The sequence below is a fragment of the Williamsia sp. D3 genome, from assembly GCF_000506245.1.
In the GTDB taxonomy this organism is placed as follows: Bacteria; Actinomycetota; Actinomycetes; order Mycobacteriales; family Mycobacteriaceae; genus Williamsia; species Williamsia muralis.
Window position 1 is genome coordinate 110,473 of record NZ_AYTE01000026.1, and the last position, 16,535, is coordinate 127,007.

A 16,535-nucleotide genomic window follows, 5' to 3' on the forward strand; every position below is an offset into this window, starting at 1 on the left:
AGGTAAGCGCAACCGCGGGTTTCCGCGGGAATGGGATATGTCGGCAGACGACTACGAATACGTCCCCCTGCGCCTCCCGCCCGACGTGACGCGGGTGACGGCATCGATGCGGCTGTCGATCCAGGCGGAGTTCGGGGGGTGGGAGCTGTCGCGGGTGCGGTTGTATTCGGACGGTAGTCGCAAGGTCCTGCTGCGTAGGCGCAGGCCACGGCTGGCGCCGACCGACCTTCCCGACACCGGGTTGAGCGCGTGATCGAGTCGCTCTATCGGCGGCTGTATCCGCTGCTCCTGGCACTGATGTTCCGTGTACCGGCAGAGCGGATCCACCGCGTCGCAGCGGCGATCATCAACTTGGTGGGCCGGGTCAAGCCGCTTCGCCTCCTTGCCGGCCGCGTCTTGGTGACCCACGATCCGGTACTGCGGTCGCGCGTCTTCGGGATCGACTTCCCCGCGCCACTCGGACTGGCCGCGGGATTCGACAAGAACGCGCAGGCGATCGACGCCTGGGGCGCACTCGGTTTCGGGTTCGCCGAGATCGGTACGGTCACCGGTGCCGCGCAGCCCGGAAACCCCGGACCGCGGCTGTTCCGTCTGCCTGCCGACCGTGCGCTCATCAACAGGATGGGCTTCAACAATCATGGGGCGGGCGCGGCAGCCAACCTGCTCAGACAGCGTAAGACGACAACGACGATGGTGCCCATCGGTGCCAACATCGGCAAGACCAAGGTTGTCGCAGCCAAAGATGCGGTCGAGGACTACCTGATCAGCGCTCGACTACTCGGACCGCTGGCGGACTTCCTCGTCGTGAACGTCAGTTCGCCGAACACGCCGGGCCTGAGGGATCTTCAGGCCGTGGCCTCCCTGCGTCCGTTGCTTGCCGCGGTACAGGAGTCGGTGGACATTCCGGTACTGGTGAAGATCGCTCCCGACCTCGCCGACGACGACATCGACGAAATCGCGGACCTGGCAGTCGAATTGGGGCTGGCGGGCATCGTCTGCACCAACACCACCATCAGCCGGGACGGGTTGGCCACCCCTGCGCATGAGGTCGAGGCGATGGGCGCAGGCGGGTTGTCGGGCGCCCCGCTCGCAGACCGCTCGCTCGAGGTCCTACGCCGACTTCACGCTCGGGTGGGCGGCAAGTTGACGCTGGTCAGCGTCGGCGGCATCGAGACCGCCGATCAGGCCTGGGAGCGCATCAGGGCCGGCGCCTCGCTGATCCAGGGTTACACCGGTTTCATCTACGGCGGTCCGTTGTGGGCCAAGCACATTCATCAGGGACTGGCCGGCAGGGTGCGCGCTGCCGGGTATACCTCGATCACCGAGGCGGTCGGCAGCGCGGCACCCTTGTCCGACTAGTCTCCGGCCGGCTGCTCGTACGTGCCGTGGATCACGGCACGTCCGATCGCATGGCTGAACAGATTGAATCCGAGGTAGGCCGGCGTCGCACCATCGGGCAGCCCAAGACTCTCGACATCCACCGCGTGCACCACGACGAAGTACCGGTGCGGGCCATGCCCGGGTGGCGGGGCGGCGCCGATGAACCGCGGCGCCGAGGCGTCGTTGTCGAGGGTCACGGCTCCGGACGGAAGTGACCCGTCGGCGCCATCACCGACGCCGGCGTCGAGCGACGTGACCGACGCCGGGATGTCCGCGACTGCCCAATGCCAGAATCCCGAGGCGGTGGGAGCATCCGGGTCGTAGACGGTGACCGCGAAGCTCTTGGTGTCCTCTGGGAAGCCGGACCAGCTGAGCTGAGGCGAGACGTCCTCGCCGCCGGCTCCCATGATCCCGGAGACCTGAGCCTTGCCGAGCGGTGCGCCGTCGGTGATGCTCTCGGATGTCAGGGTGAAACCGGGCAGGTGAGGTAGTGCGTCGTACGGGTTGTAACTCGACATGTCGTTCGCGTCCTTTCCGTAGGGGTCAATCCTTGAAGCGTGCGGCCATCAGCTGTGGAGCAAGAAGTGCTCGAGCACATCGGTACCGAACAGAACCGACTCCACCGGTACCCGCTCGTCGATTCCATGAAACAGCGCGGCGAAATCGAGGTCGGTCGCAGTTTCAGCGGAGCGAAGCCGAAGCACCGAATGCCCAGGCGTGCAAAGGCTTTGGCGTCGGTGCCGCCGGACAGCATGTACGGCACGGTGCGGCCTTCGGGGTCGTGGGCCAAGATCGCGTCATTCATCGCATCGACCAGGTCGCCGTCAAACGTGGTCTCGTACGAGTCGAGTTTCGTGACCCATTCCCTGGTGACCTGTGGCCCGATGAGGGCGTCGACCTCGGCTTCGAAGGCAGCCTGACGTCCAGGCAACACCCGGCAGTCCACCACGGCGGTGGCTTTCTGCGGAATGACGTTTGCCTTGTACCCGGCATTGAGCATCGTGGGGTTGGCCGTGTCCCGCAGGGTGGCTCCAATGATCCGGGCGATCGAGCCGATCTTGAACAGGGCGGTTTCCAGATCCGGTGTGTCCGGGTGCAGTTCGAGCCCGGACTCCTCCGACACCGCGGCCAAGAACTCCGAGACCGACTCGGTCATCACCAACGGGAACGTGTGCCTGCCCAACCGCGCAACAGCTTCGGACAAGATTGTCACGGCGTTGTCGTCGTGCAGAAACGATCCGTGGCCGGCTGTTGCGGTTGCCGTCAGCCGCATCCAGGCGATGCCCTTTTCCGCAGTCTCGACGAGATACAGGCGTTTTTGTCCGCCGTCGGGCCGGTCGACGGTGAGAGAGAAACCGCCGACCTCACCGACAGCTTCGGTGACCCCTTCGAAGAGATCGGGCCGGTGTTCCACGAGCCAGTGCGACCCCCACTTGCCGCCGGCCTCTTCGTCGGCGAGAAAGGCGAACACGATGTCGCGAGGAGGAACGGTGCCGTCGCGTTTGAACTGCCGGGCAAGGGCCAACGCCATTCCCGCCATGTCCTTCATGTCGACCGCGCCCCTGCCCCAGATGTAACCGTCCTCGACAGATCCGGAGAACGGATGGACGCTCCAGTCGGCGGGCTCTGCCGGCACGACATCAAGGTGGGTGTGCAGCAACAACTTGCCTCGGGTGGAGTCGCTACCTGGCAGGGTTGCGAAGACGTTGCCCCGGCCGGGCTGGCCGGATTCGACATACTCGGTCCGGTAGCCCACGTCCTCGAGTTGCTGCTGCACCCAACGGGCACATTCTTCCTCGCCCTTGGTGGTCTCGAGCTCACCGGTGTTGCTGGTGTCGAAGCGGATCAGCCTGCTGACCAGGCCGACAACTTCATCGGTTGCGGAGGGAGTGTCGGTGTCGGGGCTCACCTGCTCATTCCTATCATCCTGACGACGTTCGGACCGGGCGCTCGGCGGAGTCCACGATTCCAGCGTCAGGTCAGATGGTCGAAATCACCCCGCACCCAACCGATGTGGCGTTGAGCCGAGTGCTGGACCGCAGCTGCGGCGTCCGCGGCGATGAACTCGGCGAAGTTGCCGTACAGGCGATCGAATCGGAACCTCCCGATGTCTCGGGCCAACCGGTCCACCACCGCCGCCGACAATGGGATGCGGTTCGGATAGCTGCGCATGAAGGACACCGTGGCCCGGTCGGGATTGGGCAGGACGGTGTCTCCGGAAAGGAGCACACCGCGCCCCTGCGCTCCGGCGCCCCAATGCGCCACGGCGCTGCCCGGAAAGTGCCCGCCCGGTTGCGCAAGTGTGACACCCGGCAGGACTTCGAGGTCACCGCTCCACGATTCGATGACCGGATCCGTCCGGGCCAACCACTCGAGATCGGCGTCGGCCACCAGGACCGGTACCCGCCCCAGTGCATGGCTCCACTCCACCTGGACACCGAACATGTGCGGATGACTGGCCACGATGGCCACCACATCTCCCCGATCACGTACCGCGGCAATCGACCGCTCATCGATGAAACCGAGGGGGTCCCACAACAGGTTTCCGGCCTGGGTGCACAGCAACTTGCTCCGCTGACCGATCCCGACTCCCGGTACGGCGCGCAGCTCGTGGAGCCCGGGTTCGAGTTCATCGATCTCGACGTGATGACCGTCCGCCGTCAACTCGGCGAGAGAGGCCCACTGTTGCCCGCCTGGCGGTACATATTGGCGCTCGTCGCCACAGATCCGGCATGTCTGTGGTCGCCCGCTGCCGTGCTCCACGGCGCAGGTACGGCAGATCACCGTGTCCAGGTCCATGAGACAGATTGTTAGCACCTTGCCCGCATCGGCAGACGAGAATCGTCTCGAGATGGCCTTGTCCTGGGGATTTGGGTTGCAGGCCGGCAGTCGGCTAATGTTATCCGGCGCTGGCAGGTTGACTGCCGGCGTGACTGGTCCGAGTGGCGGAATGGCAGACGCGCTAGCTTGAGGTGCTAGTGCCCTATTAACGGGCGTGGGGGTTCAAGTCCCCCCTCGGACACACTTTGCCGGTACAGCGCGATGCTGCACCTGGTTGTCGATCGAAAAGCACCTGTCGGCGCACCCGCGCACGGCCTACTGTGCTGGACATGGATCAATCCGCGTTTTATGGCGTCGTTGCGGCCACCAATTTCACCCTGCTGGGCCTCTGGTGGGTCGCGGTCAAAGACCGGGACGATCTCACCGGCCGAGACGGCCGCGGCAGCAACATGGCCTATCTCGTCTCACTGCAATTTGTTGTCGCCGCCGCGGTCTCGTTGTTCGCGCAGGTGGCCCCCGAGATCACTGCTGTGTGGCGCACCGGGTTCTCGATCGCCGGACTCATCGGTGCAATCGGCATCGCGATGCTCGCGGTGCAGTTCCGCACGCACACCGATGCAAAGGTGATGCCTTTGGTGCTCGGGTGTGCGGGTGTGCCGCTGTACGTCTTGGTGTTTGTCGTCGCCCTGTTCCCCGACGTGGTCGGTGCGATGAACCTGAGCCTGTCCCCCATCGAGGCCGAAGGACTGCTGCTGTCGATCATCGTGGTCCTGGGTGTCCAGGAAGCCTGGTTCGTCTCGATGACGCCTCCACGGGCGCCGGCGGCCGACGACGGTGCCGCAGAGGCGGGCCCCACCGGCACCACTGTCCCCGGAGCCGCCCAAACCCGGCGCTGACTGCGACGCTCGGTCGCAAGCGGAGGACCGTATCGCGCGGTCAGGGTGGTCGACCGGGCGCACTACAATACTCGGGTGCACGCCCACCTCATCGATCCCGCCGACTTGGCGGTCTTCCACCGTGTCCTGGACCAGGTGACCGAACTCGACGCAGATCATCCTGATTCGGTCACGGTGCAGCGGGCCGTGGCCTTGATGTTCAAGCGGGCCAAACGGCGCCGCAAGAAGCAGGCTCATCAGACCCGTCTCGACGCCGACCGGAAGGTGCTGGCGGCCACCGCGACCGGTTCGCCGGACCGCATCGACGACGAGACCGCGGGCCTACCACTGACGGGCGCGCCCGGCAGCACCGCCGGAACGCTCATCCGCCCCCAGCCGTGCTACATCTGCAAGCAGGACTACACCCGGGTCGACGCGTTCCACCATCAACTCTGTCCACGATGCGCGGCCGCCAACCGCGACAAACGCAACCAGCACACCGACCTGAGCGGCCGCCGCGCGCTTCTCACCGGCGGCAGGGCGAAGATCGGCATGTACATCGCGCTGATGCTGCTCCGCGACGGTGCCGACCTCACCATCACCACCCGGTTCCCCAAGGATGCGGCCCGGCGATTCGCCCGGCAGCCGGACGCCGACCAATGGCTGCATCGCCTGAGCATCGTCGGTATCGACCTCCGCGATCCTGCACAGGTGACAGCGCTGGCGGATTCGGTTGCGGCACAAGGACCTCTCGACATCCTCATCAACAACGCCGCACAGACGGTCCGGCGCACCGCCGGCGCCTACAGTTCGCTCGCCGACGCCGAACGAGCACCGCTCACCGGCCCCGCGGCGGCGGTACCGGTGCTGACCATGGGAGACAGCAGTGAGCTGCATCCACAATCGCTCGCCTCAGGGGGCGATTCGGACTCGGCGGCCAAGGCGCTCGCCTCCCTGGCCATGACTGCGGGGTCTGCGGCTCCCGCACGCATCGCCGACGGAACTGCCATCGACGCGGGCGGATTGCTACCCGACCTGGTCGACAGCAACAGCTGGGTGGAGACCGTCGACCAGGTGGACCCGCTGGAGTTGCTGGAAGTCCAGCTCTGCAACAGCGTGGCTCCATTCATCCTGCTGTCACGGCTCACCCCGGCCCTCCGGGCATCGACGGCGCGACGCAAGTATGTGGTGAACGTGTCGGCGATGGAGGGCATCTTCTCGCGTGGATACAAGGGGCCCGGTCATCCTCACACCAACATGGCGAAGGCGGCGCTGAACATGTTGACGCGCACGAGTGCCGGCGACCTCTACGAGGACGGGATCCTGGTGACCGCCGTCGACACCGGGTGGATCACCGACGAACGGCCGCACACCAGCAAGATCCGACTGGCAGAGGAGGGCTTCCGTGCTCCCCTCGACCTCGTCGACGGAGCGGCCCGGGTGTACGACCCGGTGGTGCAGGGCGAAGCCGGTATCGACCTGTACGGCTGTTTTCTCAAAGACTTCGAGCCGTACCCGTGGTGACGCCGCGGCACGACGACGCCGAAAGCCGTGTGGCTGTAGCCACTTTGACGATCATCGGCGAGAGCCTGTCGTCGATGACGGACATCCTGAAGGGCCTGGGAGACGAGCTGGCCAACACCAGGCCGGATCTGCCGGGCGCCAACAGTCCCTACGCCATCGTGTTCCACTGCGTCGGCGTGATCGAGCACTGGGCGGGCTCGGTGATCGCCGGCCTGAAGATTCCGCGGGACCGCGCCGCCGAGTTCACTGCCACCGGGCGGGTCGATGACCTGATCACACGGGTCAATGATGTTCGTGCGCGTCTGCCCGAGTGGGTGGATGTCGCACTACGCGAAGGGATTCGCGATCGAACCGTCACCGGTTCCACCCGTCCGGAGGTCGCAACCGCCACCCCGGAGTGGGTGTTGACACACGTGGTGCGCGAGCTGGCCCAGCACCTCGGCCAGCTCGAACTCACACGCGACGTCCTTCGTCAGGCGTGACTCTTTCCCACTTTGTATGCGGCACCGCCGGTTTCGCGCTTTTTCATCGCCTGGATTGCGGCATGGTGGCGGCGGGCGTGGTACGCCAGCGGGAAGTAGGTCAGTCGCTCGGGCAGAACCTTGTACGAACCACGGATCACGGTGTGCATCCGCTCGAGGTCCCGCTGCTCGCGGTCACTCCACGTGAGGCCGAGAATCTCGCGAACGCGGGGATCCATCACCCCGACCGTGGTCAGGTAGTTGAGGTTCTGAACCGGTGACATGGCGAACTTGGCGGCCTTCTTCGCCGCCGGGCGCAGTGCAGCCGGAACGGAGTCGGGAATCGGGGGCGCTTCGCGCATCTGACCGATCAGCTCCAGCGCGACCTTGTGCGCGACCAGCTTGTTGTTGACGAAGCTTCGTAGTACTCGCCGAACTCCTCGATCGTGGTCGGGTAACCCTTCATCGGCACCTGCACGATCTTGGCGATGCGACGATTGTCGCGGAAGATCTCCTGCTTCTCCTCGGCGTTGAACTCCCGGCCGATCAGAAGTGGTCCGGCCTTGATGGTCGTGGGATACGCGGTGGCGATGACCCATTGATACGCCTCGGGATTGAGCGCGCTGATGTGTTTGCCCTGCGAGTTCTTCATCTGCAGCGGCTGGTGCATCCGGCGCAGTCTTTTGCCTTCTTCGATCGCCTCCTGTCCGCCATAGATCCAGCGGAGAACGGAATCCACCGACCGGATGGCACGCCCGGCCGGGTCGGTGCGGAACACCGAATACTTGTCCACCACATCGCCGATCACCGGAAGCATCACCTGCATCACGAAAGCCGCCCCGTTGACCGGCAGGAACGTGAAATGTCCGGTCAACTCTGCAGTGATCGAGTCCGGCGGGATCAGCTCGATGTCGCCGTCGATGTTGTTGATCAGGGAATCTTCGCCCTCACCGGGCGCAGCGATCCGGGGACGGGCCGGCGCGGCAGTGTTGGTCGAAACGGACTCGGCAATCGTCATCGTAAACCTTCCATCGGGAAACGCTCGTGATCAGATTAGCACCTAAACGAGAACACGTGACAGTTCCGGAGCACTTTCTCCGGACCATCCCGGCCATCCACTAGGGTCATCAGGTGGTTACAGTCCCCCTGATCTTCGATTGCGACACGGGTATCGACGACTCGCTGGCCTTGCTCTACCTGCTCGCCCATCCGGCCGCAGATCTGCGGGCTGTCCTCTCGACCGGGGGCAATGTACCGACGGATGTGGTGTGCGGGAACAACCTGGCGTGGCTCGAACTGTGCGGCCGGGACGACATCGAGGTGTGTCTCGGAGCGTCAGGCCCACTCACCGGCTCACCGATGACCACCGAGGACACCCACGGGCCGCTCGGGGTCGGTTACGCGCAGTTGCCGGCGCCCACGTCGACGCCCTCCCACCGCGATGCGGCCGACGCCTGGATCGAACTCAGCGAAGAACATTCGGGCGAGCTCGTCGGACTCGTCACCGGGCCTTTGACAAACCTCGCGCTGGCCATCCGACGCGACCCGGCCCTGCCGACCCGACTGCGGAGGCTGGTCATCATGGGTGGGACGTTCCATCACCCCGGCAACACAACGCCCACGTCCGAATGGAACATCGCCGTGGATCCGGAGGCAGCCAAGGAGGTGTTCGCGGCGTTCGGTGTTGATGGTGCCCCACGGCCGATCATCTGCCCACTCGATCTCACGGAGACGATCCGGATGACGCCGGACCACCTGGGCCGTCTGGCCGCGCTTGCCGAGTCCAGTCCCGTCGAACAGCCAGGACCAGATGATGAACAGGGGGTCCGGTCGGTTGCGAGCAATGTCGTCATCCGGCATCTGGTCGACGCCGTCCGGTTCTACTTCGAGTTCCACGAGGCCCACGCCGAGGGATACATCTGCCACATGCACGACCCGTTCGCGGCCGCTGTTGCGCTCGATCCAGCTGTCGCGCGTACCCGGCCTGCGTGCGTGGACGTGGAGACGGCGGGTGCTCTCACACGTGGGACGACCATTGCCGACGAACGGCAGTTCTGGGGTCGGGAGAACAATGCGGACATCGCCGACGCAACCGATCCCGAACTGTTCTTCGACGCGCTCATCGAACGCGTGGCGGCGTTTGCGGTGACGGTGCAGCAACTACACGACTAGCCGTCGAACGCCTCGACGATCCTGGTCGCGGCCAGCGCCGGCGTCAGGGTGCCTGCCCGTACCTCCTCCTCGATACGGCCGCGGATCCCCCGAACCGCCTCGCTCGAGTCCAATCGGCGGAGCAACTGGTCGGTGACCATCGACCACATCCAGTTCACCTGCTGTTTGTTGCGCCGAGCCTGGAACTCCCCCGCTTGCTCGAGCACGTCCTTGTGCTTGAGGACCGTCTCCCAGAACTCCCGGACCCCGACATTCTCCATCGCACTCATGGTGAGCACCGGAGGCCGCCAGAGGGCGTCATGTGGCGACAGCAGTCGGAGCGCACCCTGGAGTTCTTTTGCGGCACTGCGCGCCTCGCGTTGATGCTTGCCGTCGGCCTTGTTCACCACCACGATGTCGGCGAGTTCGAGCACGCCTTTCTTGATGCCCTGCAACGAATCTCCCGTGCGGGCGAGGGTGAGGAAGCAGAAGACGTCGACCATGTTCGCGACGGTCACCTCTGACTGTCCGACACCGACGGTCTCCACCAGGACCACATCGAAGCCCGCGGCCTCGAGCAGCACGATGGTCTCGCGAGTGGCCTTGGCGACACCGCCGAGCGTTCCCGATGTCGGTGACGGCCGGATGTAGGCGTTCGGGTTCACCGACAGCCGACCCATCCTCGTCTTGTCGCCGAGAATCGACCCGCCCGTGCGTGTCGACGACGGGTCGACCGCCAGGACCGCAACCTTGTGGCCCTGCTCGATGAGGTGCATGCCGAGCGCTTCGATCGTGGTGGACTTGCCGACTCCCGGCACGCCGGTGATGCCGACACGATACGAATCGCCGGAGTCGGGGCCCAGCGCCAGGAGCAACTCTTGTGCGTGCGCCCGGTGATCGGCCCTCGTCGACTCGACCAGAGTGATGGCTCGAGCAAGATCGGGCCGTTTGTCTGCGCGGATGGCGTCAGCCAACTGCGCCAGATCCAGTGGTGGTCTGGCCATACCTATGAGTGCCTCAAGACGCCAGCTCATGCCCCAGTTCGGCGGCCAGCTTCGTGATCAGCTCGACCGCCGAGTCTGCGATGACCGTTCCCGGCGGGAAGATGGCAGCGGCGCCTGCGTCATAGAGCTCCTGGAAATCTCCCGGCGGGATCACTCCACCGACCACGATCATGATGTCGCCGCGCCCGACCTTGGCCAGCGCATCGCGCAGTGCCGGCACGAGGGTCAGGTGACCCGCGGCCAGCGACGAGACCCCCACGACGTGAACGTCGTTGTCGGCCGCCTGCTGGGCGACCTCGTCGGGGGTCTGGAACAGAGGGCCCACGTCGACGTCGAATCCGAGGTCGGCAAATGCGGTGGCGATGACCTTCTGGCCTCGGTCGTGGCCGTCCTGCCCCATTTTCGCCACCAGCACGCGGGGACGGCGTCCCTCGGCCTCGGCGAACTTCTCGACGATGTCGATCGCCGCGTCGATGTTGCTCACCTGTCCGGCCTCATGTCGGTACACCCCACTGATCGTGCGGATCTCTGCTTGGTGGCGGCCGTAGACCTTCTCGAGCGCTTCGGAGATCTCACCCACGGTCGCCTGATGCCGCGCCGCCTCGATCGCCAGCGCCATCAAGTTGTTGTCCATGCCGCCCTTGTCGTCGGCGGCGGCGCGGGTGAGGTTTGCCAGCGCAGCCTCGACCGCGTCGGAATCCCGGTTCGCGCGAAGCGTCTTCAGCTTCTCGAGTTGTTCTCCGCGCACCTTGGAGTTCTCGACCTTGAGGACCTCGACCTCCTGGTCCTCGTCGACCTGGTATTTGTTGATGCCGATGACGGGCTGCTGACCCGAATCGATCCGCGCCTGGGTGCGGGCGGCCGCCTCCTCGATCCGGAGCTTCGGGATGCCCTCGTTGATGGCCTGGGCCATCCCGCCTGCCTCTTCGACCTCGGCGATGTGCGCGCGGGCCTTGTTGGCCAGCTCATGCGTGAGCCATTCCACGTAATTCGAGCCCGCCCATGGGTCGATCGGTCGGGTGGTACCCGACTCCTGCTGCAGCAGCAGCTGAGTGTTACGCGCGATGCGGGCCGAGAAGTCCGTGGGCAGCGCGAGGGCCTCGTCGAGGGCGTTGGTGTGCAGGGACTGGGTGTGACCCTGCGTGGCGGCCATTGCCTCGATACACGTCCTGGCCACGTTGTTGAACGCGTCCTGTGCCGTCAGCGACCAGCCCGAGGTCTGCGAATGCGTGCGCAGCGACAGCGATTTGGCGTTCTTCGGATCGAACTTCGCGACCAGCTCACTCCAGATCAGCCGGGCGGCCCGGAGTTTGGCGACCTCCATGAAGAAGTTCATGCCGATGCCCCAGAAGAAGGACAGGCGGGGTGCGAACTTGTCCACGTCGAGGCCGGCTTCCATGCCCGCCCGGATGTACTCGACACCGTCGGCGAGGGTGTATGCCAGCTCGAGATCGGCTGTGGCCCCGGCCTCCTGGATGTGGTAGCCGGAAATGGAGATCGAGTTGAAGCGCGGCATCTTGGTGCTGGTGTACTCGAAGATGTTCGAGATGATGCGCATCGACGGTTTCGGCGGATAGATGTAGGTGTTGCGCACCATGAACTCTTTGAGGATGTCGTTCTGGATGGTCCCGGCCAGCTTCTCCGGGGGCACACCCTGTTCCTCCGCGGCCACCACGTACAGCGCCAGGATCGGGAGGACGGCGCCGTTCATGGTCATCGACACCGACACCGACCCCAGATCGATACCGTCGAACAATTGACGCATGTCGAGGATGGAGTCGATCGCGACGCCCGCCATCCCGACATCACCGGCCACACGTGGGTGGTCGGAGTCGTAACCGCGGTGGGTGGCCAGGTCGAAGGCGACCGACAGACCCTTCTGGCCGGCAGCGAGGTTGCGGCGGTAGAAGGCATTGGACTCTGCGGCGGTCGAGAATCCCGCGTACTGCCGGATGGTCCACGGCTGGTTCACATACATCGTCGGGTACGGCCCGCGAAGATACGGAACGGCGCCGGGGACGGTGTCCAGCGGATAGGGATGCTCGCCGTCGGTGGTGATGGCATCACGGTCCGAGCGGGTGTACAACGGGCGGACGTCGATCTGCTCGGGGGTGGTCCACGTGACCTGCTCGGTCGAATAGCCGTGTGCCTGAGCGAGATCGGCCACGAGTTGATCGCTGTCTCCCGGTGCGGCGGCCACGGCCTCCCCCGTCAATTGGACGTCGGCGAAACTGTTCGGCACCGACTGCCCGGACGGAGCGGTGGTCGACTTGTTCTGAGTACTGGTCATGTCAGCTCTCCGCCTCGATCGTGTCCAGCAGTTCTGTCAGCGTCGAGATCGCGTCGATCCCGATCTGCAGGTACCCGTCCGGCGCGTTCTGCTCATCAGTCCACGCCTTGGCCGGCCCGGCGAGCAGGACGGTGTGGAATCCGGCCTCGCGAGCGGCTGCGAGGGCGCCTGCGCCGTCGCTCTCGTAGCGCGGGTTGGCCGCGCACAGGACCGCGACAACCGGATCTCCGGACGTCGCCCTCGCGGCGGCGATGGCGTCGGCGGTCAGCGGTCCCGGATTGACCGACTCGATGCCGCCGGCCGCCAGCAGGTTCGCGATGAACGTCGTACGGGCGTTGTGTTCGGCGACCGACCCGAGTGGGAGCAACATCGCGATCGGCCGTTTTCCGTGGGATGCGAGAAACGCATCGGAACGATCACGCAGACGCTCGAACGGCCGGGCAGTGCGGGCCAGATTCGGCGCTGCGGTCGGCAAGTCGACGAAGTCGGCCGAACCCGGTGTGGTGAGCGGCTTCTCGGCCAGGTTGGGGAATTCGTTGATGCCGGTGAGCGAGGTGGTCCGGTGGGCGACGGCCTCGTCTCGGGCGGCCAGGGAGATGGAGACCTGCTCGCCGATCCATCCGTCGTCGAGGGCCTTCTGGTACCCGCCCTTGGCCTCGATCTCCTGGAACAGTGCCCACGCCGATGCAGCGAGGTCGTCGGTGAGTGACTCGACGAACCATGCACCACCCGCGGGGTCGAGCACCTTGGCCACGTTCGACTCCTCGATGAGGAGCAGCTGGGTGTTGCGTGCCATCCGGCGGGAGAAGCTCGGGCTGGTGGTCCGGTCTGCCGGTGGCAGCGCCACGTCGAAGGGCAGCACCGTGATCTGATCGGCACCGCCGACCCCCGCGCCGAAGGTGGCTGTGGTCACCCGGAGCATGTTGACCCAGGGATCACGCTGACTCATCATGCTCAGCGCGGTCACCCCGTGGGTCACCGCTCCCCCGGCCTCAGGTGCTCCACTGACCTCGGCGACCCGTCCCCAGAGGCGGCGGATCGCGCGGAACTTGGCCACCGTTCCGAACTGGTCGTCGGTGGCCGACAGTGCGAACGTCAGCTGGTTGAGTGCCTTGTCGACAGCCAGTCCGGCCGCGGTGAGGGCCCTCAGGTACTCGACGCCGGCGGCGGTGACCAAGGCCAGTTCCTGCACGTCGGTGGCGCCACCGAGGGCGAAGTCGGTGCCGTCCACACGGATGGACCGCACGGCCGCGCCGGCCGATGCCGCCACCTCGATCGCATCGGCGAGTGCAACCGCCGGACGCCCGGAGAACGCGGCGGTCAGAGGCGCGAGGCCATAGGAGCTGACCGTGCCGACCGTCGCGGAGTCCGGGAGGAGTGGCTGGAGGACCTGCGCGGCCTCGATGCCCGCGGCACCGGCGTCGAGTGTGACCGGAACCAGATCGAGGTAGACGCCGTCGAGAACGGCGGCGAGATCCTTCGGGGCGATGGCAGAGTGACCGACCGTCAGCCACAGCCCGCTGGCCCCGTTGTTCAGTGCCTCCAGAATTGCCTGGTTCAGGGCCGCCGGATCCTGGGGCTCGCCGACCGGGTCGCCGAAGCGCTCAGTGACACGCCACCCCATGTTGACGTCCCGCACGCGGTCGCTGCCTCGGACGAACGGGTAGGACCCGGGCAACCCGGGCTCGTCGAGTTCGTCGCGCCGCGTGTAGAGCGGCTTGATGGTCAACGCATCCGGGGTGGTGGTCGACAAGAGCGTCTCTGGGGTGTCGCGCAGATCGGCGACGTCGACGCGCTTGGACTTCGCGAGCACCTGTGCGGCGGAGTCGGACCATTGCTGGTAACTGGACTCCAGGTCGTGGAGGTCAGGTCGGGTATCCGGCATTCGGCGTGAGCCCTTCGATCTGCTTGTGACGTCGTGATCTCTATCGCATCTTGAGGTGAATCGACACTATCCGATCGAACGCTCGGCCCGGTACGGGGAGTCGATGCCCGAGCAGTGGCGTCGCGCACATCTTTGCGACTTTTTTTCGCCCGTATCCTTGAGACCGTGAAATTCAGTGGTCGGCTCACCGGGCGAACCGCGGTGATCCGGGCGCTCGGCGGATTGGTGGTGGTGATCGCCGTCCTGCTCGGCGCCTACCTGATCCCCTTGCCCTCGGTGGGCAGGCTGCGGGACTGGGCCGACTCGTTCGGGCCGAACTTCGTCTGGATCTTTTTCATCGGCTATGCCGTCATCGCAATCGGGCCCGTACCGCGCTCGGCGTTCACCGCAGCATCCGGTTTGCTGTTCGGTCCGCTGGTGGGTTTCGTCGGTGCGATGCTGGCCACCATACGCGGCTTTGATGGCTTTTGTGCTGGTCAGGCGCCTGGGACGAGAACGTATCCGGCCTTATCTACGCCACCCGGTTGCGCGTTCGGTGGAGCTGCGCATGGAACGCCGGGGATGGCTTGCGGTCGGGTCACTCCGGCTGATCGCCGCGTTTCCGTTCTCTGTCACCAACTACGTCGCAGCTCTGTCTGCCATCAAGTTCGCGCCGTATGCGCTCGCCACGGTGATCGGTGTCGCACCGGGAACAGCAGCCGTGGTCATCCTCGGCAATGCTCTCGCAGGAGACGGCGATCCGGTCATGCTGGCGTTGTCGGCGGGCCTGTTCAGCCTCGGCGTCTTCGGTCTGATCCTCGACACGAGGCTGTCGGTGAGGGAACCCACCGATGGCGATATGGAGAACACCGACAAGCCTGCAGATGAACTCTCGAACCGTGCTGGCTGAGCGAAGGCTGCGCCGGCGTCACGAGTGAATCCACCGAGGGTGCCGACCGACAAGCCTGAGAGCGGAATTCCTTGAAGTAAAGGCTGCTGACTTGATACCCTCAGATCAAGGTTATGTACTTGATAACGGACGGGATGACCGATGTACGTCGTCACCATCGACCAACGGCACAGCCGACGAGAAGCCGACCGGGTACCCCACGCGCTGCAATCGCTGACCCACATCCCGGTCATCCGCCCATTCGATCGAACCGCGGGAGATGAGTTCCAGGCGGTACTCGACGACCCCGCCGCAGTCATCGACACAGTGCTCACCCTCGCCGAAGAAGGTGGGTGGAGTATCGGGGTCGGGATCGGCACCGTGGAACTCCCGTTGCCATCCATCACTCGCGCCGGGCGGGGGCCCGCGTTCGAACGCGCACGCGATGCGGTCAACGCCGCGAAGACCAATCCTTACAGCGTCGCCGTCATGGGGCCGGACCCGATGCCCTGCACATACGCCCAGACCGGGCTTCGGTTGCTGGTCCGCACGATCGCCGGACGGTCAGATGCTGGACACGCCGCGGCTCGCCAGATGCGCTCGGGACAGACTCAGTCGGTGGCTGCTGCCACACTCGGGATCACCCCGCAGGCGCTGTCGCAGCGATTGCGTGCCGCGGACTGGTACATCGAGGAGGAGACGCGTTTGCTGGCCATACATCTACTGCAGTCGGCACATTCATGATCGTCGCTGCGCTTGTCCTACTCGGGGTCACCGCTGTGCTGCCACTGATCCTTGCTGCAGCGCCGATCGGACATCGGACCGGTCCGAACCTCATCGCCGCGGTGGCCACGCCCCTGGCTCTCGGTGGGGTGGCGGTGCTCGCCCTGCTTGCGGACCGGGCCTCGGGCGCGGCCGCGGTGATCACCCACTGCCTCACCGTTCTGGCCGCGGTCACCGGCGGCACCTTGCTGGTTCGCGGTGCCTTGCTGCTCGGGGGCATAGAACCGTGGCAACTGGACACCCGGCCACCGGAACCGGAGACGGCCGGCTCCGGAGATGTACCGGAACCACCAGCGCCGACGCCACTGCGAGGAGGCCGCGTCATCGGATACCTGGAGCGGATCGCGGTGGTGGCAGCACTAGGTCTGCGATGGCCCGAGGCGATAGCAATAGTGCTGGCGGTCAAGGGACTCGGTCGCTACCCGGAACTCCGCGAACCGGGCGCCGCCGAACAGTTCATCATCGGGACGTTGGCATCGGTGCTGTGGGCTGCTGCGGTGGCCGGCACCGGATATCTACTGTTGCACTGAGAT

At 65.6% G+C, this 16,535-nt stretch carries 14 protein-coding genes, 1 tRNA gene and 2 pseudogenes; 10 read left to right on the forward strand and 7 right to left on the reverse strand.

Annotated features, from left to right (window positions below):
* The first annotated feature begins 37 nt into the window (after window positions 1-37).
* Together W823_RS45580 and W823_RS45585 are read left to right on the forward strand one after the other, a co-directional pair.
* Window positions 38-253, forward strand: a complete 216-nt coding sequence (locus W823_RS45580) for a DUF5703 family protein (RefSeq protein WP_051406572.1) — start codon at window positions 38-40, stop codon at window positions 251-253.
* Window positions 254-273: 20 nt separating this feature from the next.
* Window positions 274-1,359, forward strand: coding sequence for a quinone-dependent dihydroorotate dehydrogenase (locus W823_RS45585; protein ID WP_031332536.1), 1,086 nt, complete (start codon window positions 274-276; stop codon window positions 1,357-1,359).
* On the opposite strand, the gene W823_RS45590 is transcribed toward W823_RS45585, so the two are convergent.
* The 3 genes and pseudogenes from W823_RS45590 to W823_RS45600 form a co-directional block, all read right to left on the reverse strand.
* Window positions 1,356-1,898, reverse strand: a complete 543-nt coding sequence (locus W823_RS45590) for a YbhB/YbcL family Raf kinase inhibitor-like protein (protein ID WP_023959291.1) — start codon at window positions 1,896-1,898, stop codon at window positions 1,356-1,358. The two genes, W823_RS45585 and W823_RS45590, sit on opposite strands and share 4 nt — an antisense overlap.
* Window positions 1,899-1,946: 48 nt before the next feature.
* Window positions 1,947-3,289: pseudogene (locus W823_RS45595) on the reverse strand (M20/M25/M40 family metallo-hydrolase).
* Between the two features lie 65 nt (window positions 3,290-3,354).
* Entirely contained in the window at window positions 3,355-4,179 is an 825-nt protein-coding gene (locus W823_RS45600; protein ID WP_023959293.1) for an MBL fold metallo-hydrolase, read from the reverse strand.
* A gap of 137 nt (window positions 4,180-4,316) precedes the next feature.
* On the opposite strand from W823_RS45600, the gene W823_RS45605 reads away from it, so the two are divergent.
* The 4 genes from W823_RS45605 (at window position 4,317) to W823_RS45620 (ending at window position 7,042) form a co-directional block, all read left to right on the forward strand.
* Window positions 4,317-4,402 (forward strand) — tRNA-Leu (locus tag W823_RS45605).
* Between the two features lie 88 nt (window positions 4,403-4,490).
* Window positions 4,491-5,057 carry a hypothetical protein gene (locus W823_RS45610; protein WP_200866389.1) on the forward strand — a complete coding sequence of 189 codons (567 nt, stop codon included), beginning with the start codon at window positions 4,491-4,493 and terminating at the stop codon, window positions 5,055-5,057.
* A 75-nt stretch (window positions 5,058-5,132) separates the two neighbouring features.
* A complete protein-coding gene (locus W823_RS45615) occupies window positions 5,133-6,560 on the forward strand; it encodes an SDR family oxidoreductase (RefSeq protein WP_023959297.1) in 1,428 nt (475 codons plus the stop codon).
* Between the two features lie 74 nt (window positions 6,561-6,634).
* A complete protein-coding gene (locus tag W823_RS45620) occupies window positions 6,635-7,042 on the forward strand; it encodes a DinB family protein (RefSeq protein WP_038253602.1) in 408 nt (135 codons plus the stop codon).
* Here W823_RS45620 and W823_RS45625 read toward each other — a convergent pair.
* Window positions 7,033-8,039 (reverse strand): annotated as a pseudogene (locus W823_RS45625) (oxygenase MpaB family protein). The gene W823_RS45620 and the pseudogene W823_RS45625 overlap by 10 nt on opposite strands.
* Window positions 8,040-8,152: 113 nt before the next feature.
* On the opposite strand from W823_RS45625, the gene W823_RS45630 reads away from it, so the two are divergent.
* Window positions 8,153-9,193, forward strand: coding sequence for a nucleoside hydrolase (locus W823_RS45630; protein WP_023959301.1), 1,041 nt, complete (start codon window positions 8,153-8,155; stop codon window positions 9,191-9,193).
* On the opposite strand, the gene meaB is transcribed toward W823_RS45630, so the two are convergent.
* Genes meaB through W823_RS45645 form a run of 3 tightly spaced genes read right to left on the reverse strand, consistent with a single transcriptional unit; the run spans window position 9,190 to window position 14,351 of the window.
* Complete coding sequence (meaB, locus tag W823_RS45635; RefSeq protein ID WP_031332539.1) at window positions 9,190-10,176, reverse strand: methylmalonyl Co-A mutase-associated GTPase MeaB; 987 nt, start codon at window positions 10,174-10,176, stop codon at window positions 9,190-9,192. The genes W823_RS45630 and meaB overlap by 4 nt on opposite strands.
* Window positions 10,177-10,189: 13 nt before the next feature.
* On the reverse strand, window positions 10,190-12,466 hold the full coding sequence (scpA, locus tag W823_RS45640) for a methylmalonyl-CoA mutase (RefSeq protein WP_023959305.1): 2,277 nt from the start codon (window positions 12,464-12,466) through the stop codon (window positions 10,190-10,192).
* Between the two features lies 1 nt (window position 12,467).
* Window positions 12,468-14,351, reverse strand: coding sequence for a methylmalonyl-CoA mutase subunit beta (locus W823_RS45645; RefSeq protein ID WP_023959307.1), 1,884 nt, complete (start codon window positions 14,349-14,351; stop codon window positions 12,468-12,470).
* 460 nt (window positions 14,352-14,811) lie between these two features.
* Between W823_RS45645 and W823_RS59660 the strand changes: the two genes are divergently transcribed.
* The 3 genes from W823_RS59660 to W823_RS45660 all read left to right on the forward strand — a co-directional run bounded on the left by W823_RS59660 (window position 14,812) and on the right by W823_RS45660 (window position 16,532).
* Window positions 14,812-15,240, forward strand: a complete 429-nt coding sequence (locus W823_RS59660) for a TVP38/TMEM64 family protein (protein ID WP_369792628.1) — start codon at window positions 14,812-14,814, stop codon at window positions 15,238-15,240.
* 141 nt (window positions 15,241-15,381) lie between these two features.
* Entirely contained in the window at window positions 15,382-15,963 is a 582-nt protein-coding gene (locus tag W823_RS45655; protein ID WP_023959309.1) for a hypothetical protein, read from the forward strand.
* Window positions 15,960-16,532, forward strand: a complete 573-nt coding sequence (locus W823_RS45660) for a hypothetical protein (RefSeq protein ID WP_023959311.1) — start codon at window positions 15,960-15,962, stop codon at window positions 16,530-16,532. Before W823_RS45655 ends, W823_RS45660 begins: the two co-directional genes overlap by 4 nt.
* Window positions 16,533-16,535 lie beyond the last annotated feature (3 nt).